At 42.1% G+C, this 4,520-nt stretch carries 5 protein-coding genes and 1 tRNA gene; 3 read left to right on the forward strand and 3 right to left on the reverse strand.

Going from position 1 to position 4,520, the window contains the following annotated elements; translation table 11 throughout:
• On the forward strand, positions 1 to 741 hold a 741-nt coding region (locus RRG12_RS41470; RefSeq protein WP_420763180.1), incomplete at its 5' end, for a M42 family metallopeptidase.
• A gap of 86 nt (positions 742 to 827) precedes the next feature.
• Here the strand turns inward: RRG12_RS41470 and RRG12_RS41475 are convergent.
• A tRNA-Thr gene (locus tag RRG12_RS41475) sits at positions 828 to 899 on the reverse strand.
• Positions 900 to 932: 33 nt separating this feature from the next.
• Here RRG12_RS41475 and RRG12_RS41480 point away from each other — a divergent pair.
• Complete coding sequence (locus RRG12_RS41480) at positions 933 to 1,226, forward strand: DUF3493 domain-containing protein (protein WP_069073451.1); 294 nt, start codon at positions 933 to 935, stop codon at positions 1,224 to 1,226.
• Positions 1,227 to 1,576: 350 nt separating this feature from the next.
• Here the strand turns inward: RRG12_RS41480 and RRG12_RS41485 are convergent, their stop codons facing one another.
• On the reverse strand, positions 1,577 to 3,271 hold the full coding sequence (locus RRG12_RS41485; protein ID WP_420758108.1) for a DUF1565 domain-containing protein: 1,695 nt from the start codon (positions 3,269 to 3,271) through the stop codon (positions 1,577 to 1,579).
• Between the two features lie 468 nt (positions 3,272 to 3,739).
• On the opposite strand from RRG12_RS41485, the gene RRG12_RS41490 reads away from it, so the two are divergent.
• The gene (locus tag RRG12_RS41490; protein ID WP_420758107.1) at positions 3,740 to 4,276 is read left to right on the forward strand and encodes an alpha/beta hydrolase; all 537 of its coding nucleotides are present in this window, start codon (positions 3,740 to 3,742) and stop codon (positions 4,274 to 4,276) included.
• On the opposite strand, the gene RRG12_RS41495 is transcribed toward RRG12_RS41490, so the two are convergent.
• Positions 4,273 to 4,470, reverse strand: a complete 198-nt coding sequence (locus tag RRG12_RS41495) for a hypothetical protein (RefSeq protein WP_069073454.1) — start codon at positions 4,468 to 4,470, stop codon at positions 4,273 to 4,275. The genes RRG12_RS41490 and RRG12_RS41495 overlap by 4 nt on opposite strands.
• Positions 4,471 to 4,520: the final 50 nt, after the last annotated feature.

The following is a 4,520-nucleotide window of genomic DNA, read 5'->3' on the forward strand; positions in this document are numbered from 1 at the left end:
GTTGTAGATTTATTGGGAGATAACGAAACCATTAGCGGTATTCTCAGCTTTGGTTCCCGCCATGTTTCCCACGAATCGCCCCAAAAAGTGCAGCAGGAAGATACTACTGTTAAGTGGGAAAATGCCTGGATTGAAACGAAGCTGACATCTGCGGAATTAGAAGCAGCTGGCATTCGACCGGGAACTAGAATGGTAATCGGCAAGCATCGTAAGCATCCAATTCGGTTAAAGGATCATATCGCCAGTTACACCTTGGATAACAAAGCCTCTGTTGCAATTTTGCTAGCTTTGGCTGAAAATCTTAAACAGCCCGCTGTTGATGTTTATTTGGTAGCTTCAGCCAAAGAAGAAGTAGGAGCAATTGGAGCATTATTTTTCACCCAAAATCAACGCTTGGATGCGTTAATTGCTTTAGAAGTTTGTCCATTATCCGAGGAATATCCTTTTAAGGATGGGGAAAGTCCTGTACTTTTATCTCAAGATGCTTATGGGATATATGATGAGGGGCTAAATGGACAACTGCGCCAATCTGCCAAACAACTTGATATACCAGTGCAGCTAACGATACTGAGCCAGTTTGGCAGCGATGCTTCAATTGCGATGAAATTTGGCCATGTTGGGCGTGCTGCTTGTTTGGCGTTTCCTACCCAAAATACCCACGGTTATGAAATTGCTCATTTAGGAGCGATCGCTAATTGTATTGATTTATTAAAAGCCTTCTGCGAAACTGAGTTTGAGTGATAATTCGAGATTCCATCAAATTAACCAAAGAACCGCAAAATGCTTGATTTATGTCAAACTTGACTATTGAGCAATACTTTTATCAAAGCCGATGATGGGATTTGAACCCACGGCCTGCTGATTACGAATCAGCTGCTCTACCACTGAGCCACATCGGCGTACACAATCTAAGAGTATAACATGATTTAGTCATGATAAACCAAAATCCCAAAAATCGTCTTAACCCTGAACAATATGCCAGCCTTAAAGCAGAAATAGCCGCTCCTTATCGTGGCTTACGACAATTTATCTATATTGCTTTCGGTGCTTCTGGCTCCATTGGCGCATTTATCTTTTTTTTCCAAGTCCTTGCCGGACGCGATGTTGAGAGTGCTTTGCCAAGTTTAGCTCTCCAAGTAGCGATCGTTGCTCTCATGGTTTTCCTCTGGCGCTGGGAACAGCGGCGGCAAGCAAGCCCCCAGTCGGGTAAAAATCCTAATTCCTGAAGCGAGAAATTTAGCTGTTAATTTTTTACTGCTTTCTTTTTGCATATCTTTATATTCTTCAAATTTATTAATGATGTTATGAAGATTAAAATATCAACAGAGAAAAAAATAAAAAAATTATTAGGAAATTCCAAAAAGCAAAAATTTCTGAGAAACTAGAAATCGTTGAAACGGGGTCAGCCAATATAAAGACCCTGACCATAAACTCAATAACATTCAAATGGGGTTAGCTATATTTAAAGACCCCAATTTTTATGTTTAAAAACCCTAGAATAAAAAAACTCACATTAATTGGAAGCGCCAAACTGATAATTTGTTAGTTTGGCGCTTCCAATTTGCTAATTAGGTATTTACTGAACTGTTACCAAATAGGATGAAGGAATTGGTTGAGCACGTCCGGCATTGACGAGTGCCTGGTAAACAAAGGCAGCAACTTCGGCTCTAGTCGCCTGACGATTAGGATTGAGTTGCTTGGCTGTGGGATAGTTAATTACTAGTTGCCGTGCAGTTGCCGCAGCAACAGGAGCAATCGCATAACTAGGAATCTGGGCAGCATCGGTGTAAAAGGAAAGGACATTCTGATTATTGGCAGTTAAGCCCAAGCCATTAGCTAGAGCGACTAATGCTTGCACTCTCGGAATTTGCTGCTGTGGCTTAAAAGTGCCATCGGGATAACCAGAAACAAATTGACTTTGGTAAGCAGATTGAATGGCAGCGTAAGCCCAGAAATTGCTTGCTACATCCTTAAATTGAATACCTGCGCGTTTGGATGGTGGTGTTAAGGCTTTAGTGACAATAGTGGCAAATTGAGCGCGGGTTACAGGATCATTAGGTTTAAAGGTGCCATCAGGAAAACCAGCAATAATATTTTGGGATGCTAAAGCTTCGATGTAGGTTTTTGCCCAGTAATTTGCTGGCACATCCTTAAAGGCGACAGGCCCTCCAGGTGGTATATCAACACTTGCCGCAACAAAATCTACTGAGCCGAAAATCTTTTTCTGATCGATATCGTTGCCAACAGCAAGAATTGTACTGGTTTTGGTGGCGTTGTTCACATCATAACGAGTGTTATTGCGAATAAGATTGCCACCAGGATTTTCGTTAGTGCCAAGGTCGGGTAGAGCGCTGACAGTTGCTACTAAGCCATCTCGCTTATTGTTCTGAATGACATTCTTACGCAATACAGGCTTGGCTGACTCTGAGATAAAAAGACCGTCTTGGTTTTCGGTAATTTGGTTTTCTACAATTAGAGGTGTGGAAGTCCCGCCGATCGCTAAACCAAAACCAGTATCCTGAAATAAGTTACTCCGAATTTCTCCTTGGGCAGCTCTAGCAATTGAAATCCCATTGCCTTGGTTTTGCACAAAGAAGTTGCCTTCGACTTTGGGATTGCCTGTACCTGTGACAAAAACACCCTCTCTGGCACTGTTAGTAAAAGTACTGTTTTTGATAATCGGATTAGTTGACTCCACCCACACACCCGTACCCCGGCTATTTGTGTTGGTGACGGTGACACCAGTAATCGTGGTATCTTGTCCGGCAAGGATTGTAATGTTTTGTTGGGCAAAGGTGCGACTAGTGTAGAAACCTCCACCTGTAATTAATATCGCCTGACCTTTAGTAGCTTCATCACCCCGCAGTGTTACCCCTGGTTTAAGCAAAAGGGGGAAGGTTTCGCCACTTTCTTGGTTATAGTTCCCAGGTGCTAGTTGAATAACTGCACCTGGTTGAGCTTGACTCAGAGCGAAACTGATGCTTCTGTAGGGTGCTGCTGATGTTGCACCAGCACCAGCACTATCTGCACCAGTTGCGGGATTAACGTAAATCACTGCGGCTGTTGTCGGAACTTGCGCTGTCAGGGTTGGGGCAATACCTTCTGGGCGAGTAGCACCAGCATTAACCTCACCAGGTAGTAGTATTGAGCCGCCGGAAACAACAAGCATTGCCGTTAGTCCCGCTCCCACGCGCAAAGTATATTTGAGATGACTGCTAGAAAGAAGGCGAAAATTTTTCGCTAGAGAAATGTGAAAACCCCGGTATTTCATTTTTTCCGTCTGTGATGTGCTGAATTATGGTGTGTCGAACAAGATTGAAGGTAGCAGCCTTGTAGCTGCTGTAAAATCTATGCAAAACTATACTGGATGATTAGCGCTGATTCAGCTAAATTCCTTAGATAGATCACAGAACTTATACATTAGTTATATTCTTTTATTCAGAAAATTCTACTAGTACACTGTAGCCGAAGTTTGCCTACCCTTAACAATTTACTTGAGCAAATTGTTAAGGTTAGGCCCCAAGCCTTGTTAATTGAGATGATAAATGGATTTTCGCCAAACTCTACAAGAGAGGCTTTTGGGATGAGGTGAGTCTATAAACAAGTCTCTCGCTGTCTTGTCTAAGCGCTTATCCTGCCTTGGCTGATTTATTTCTTGTATTTCCTAAAGCTAGATGCTGCAAATAATGTTGCTGGAATATCATCACAATAAAAGCAAACCTATTGGAAATAGGGAAACATGCATTTTAATTTTTTGGGGCTGCGTCGCATTTTAGTTTTAGTAGGTAGTACGTGTCTTCTACTTGTGTCCACTCCTGTTTTTGGTGCGGAACGAGTGGTGTTAAACTATGGTATCTTCCGTGAATCACTTTCTGTAGAGGAGCTATCCACTTTTGCCGAAACAGGTGAACTTTCACGTTCACTTCGAGTTAATTTTGCTTTGGCGCGACAAGATCCCAAAGCCATTCGTCAGTATTTAACGGAGCCGGTAAAGGTAAATCTTGTATTTCTAGATCGAGTGCTAAATAGCCGGATTGGTAATATTATTTTGGATCAAATTAGTCAGGTTATTTATACACCTTCTCGGAGAGCAGATCGACAGGCTTTGCGAGCCGCTTTGGTTCTTTCTGCGAGTCAAGACGGGCAGGTATCGCTAATCGAAATTATTGAAAACTATCCCACCAATGAAGTGGAAGTTGATGGCAAACGTTTGGAGAGTGCATACCGTCAACTCCGTCGCTTGCAAACAAATATACAAGATTTACTTAATTTTTAGTAAGCTAAAGTTTCTAAAGTTTCCCTTAAATACCGTTGTACCTGCTGTTCTAAGCGAATTCCTTGTAATTGAGCATCACGTTCTAGTTGCCAGCGTTGAAAACCTGAACTAGTGGAGATCGCACATTTGAGGCTATACCAAATTTCAGTATCAGCAGAAAATTGGCGATCGCTAGAAGCTGGAATTTGAGCCATAGTTCCTCATTCCTTTATTTTAACTTCAACGATAAATGGGTATTCGGAAT

It is taken from the genome of Nostoc sp. CALU 546, from assembly GCF_048836525.1.

Excerpts from the sequence above, each read along its gene's own strand:
- RRG12_RS41480 (WP_069073451.1), top strand. The coding sequence starts at position 933 with ATGATAAACCAAAATCCCAAAAATCGTCTTAACCCTGAACAATATGCC.
- RRG12_RS41485 (WP_420758108.1), bottom strand. The coding sequence starts at position 3,271 with ATGAAATACCGGGGTTTTCACATTTCTCTAGCGAAAAATTTTCGCCTT.
- RRG12_RS41490 (WP_420758107.1), top strand. The coding sequence starts at position 3,740 with ATGCATTTTAATTTTTTGGGGCTGCGTCGCATTTTAGTTTTAGTAGGT.
- RRG12_RS41495 (WP_069073454.1), bottom strand. The coding sequence starts at position 4,470 with ATGGCTCAAATTCCAGCTTCTAGCGATCGCCAATTTTCTGCTGATACT.